The organism is Actinocorallia lasiicapitis, assembly GCF_054778695.1.
Genome location: NZ_BAAGZI010000811.1, coordinates 1 through 919 on the forward strand (window position 1 = coordinate 1; position 919 = coordinate 919).

The following is a 919-nucleotide window of genomic DNA, read 5'->3' on the forward strand; positions in this document are numbered from 1 at the left end:
CGCGGCGGGGGCGGCGGCGGGGGAAGCGGCTGCGCGGGCGTCTGGTTCGCCGCGGGCGCGCTGCTCTCCACGACCGGCGGCGGCTTGGGCGCACCGGGGTAGTTCTCCGCGAGCGGCGACATCGGCGTGTTCAGGGGCCGGCCCCCGTCGAACGGGTTCCCGATCTTGTTGATGCTCAGGGTGGCCGTCGGGAAGAAGGCGATGGCAATGATCGCGACCAGGCCGATGGTGCGGTCGGTGCGACGATCCACGGGGCTTCCTCCTGGGGGTCAGGGGAGAATTCAACCGCACCTGACCCACAAGTAACAACGGGGGCGTAGTGCATTAAACGCCAAACCGCGCTGAATCATGGCCTGATCAGGACGAGCTTTGTCGGAAGAGTACCGAATTCAGATAGCGATCGCCCGGCCGGAGGGCCCGAGCGGGGAAGCTGCGGCCGAGCTGATGACTGTGCGCGGCCTGATGCGCCGGAAGATCGAACTCCTCCAGGGGAGTGCCGCCGACGTCACCGCGGTAGTCCCAGCCCGCCAGCAGCTCCCGGACCGGCTCTAGGTTGCCGTGCCTGGCCTCCAGCTCGACCAGCAGCACGGGACGGTCGCGGCGGATCGTCCGCTCCGCTCCGCGCAGGGCGGCCGCCTCGTGGCCCTCGATGTCGAACTTCATGAACCGGACGTCGTGCAGGTCCAGATCGTCCAGCCGGACGGTCGGCACCGGGACGGCCAGGGCGTCGGGCGCGCCGTGCTCCACCGAGGAGATCCCGATGATCGCGCCGCCGGGCGGTGACCAGAGGGTGCCGCCGCCGGAGTGGTCGGACGCCGCGGCGGAGACCACCCGGGCGGCCGGGAAGGTCCGGCTGAGCAGGGCGGCCAGCTCCGGGTCGGCTTCGACCGTCACGACCCGGTCGGCGCGGGCGAGCAGC

The 919-nt window shown here is 71.3% G+C and carries 1 protein-coding gene and 1 pseudogene; both read right to left on the reverse strand.

Going from position 1 to position 919, the window contains the following annotated elements; all coding sequences use genetic code 11:
• Positions 1 to 251, reverse strand: a pseudogene (locus tag ACYVE7_RS34765) (hypothetical protein); the annotation flags it as partial.
• Between the two features lie 106 nt (positions 252 to 357).
• On the reverse strand, positions 358 to 919 hold a 562-nt coding region (locus tag ACYVE7_RS34770; protein ID WP_460370901.1), incomplete at its 5' end, for an FkbM family methyltransferase.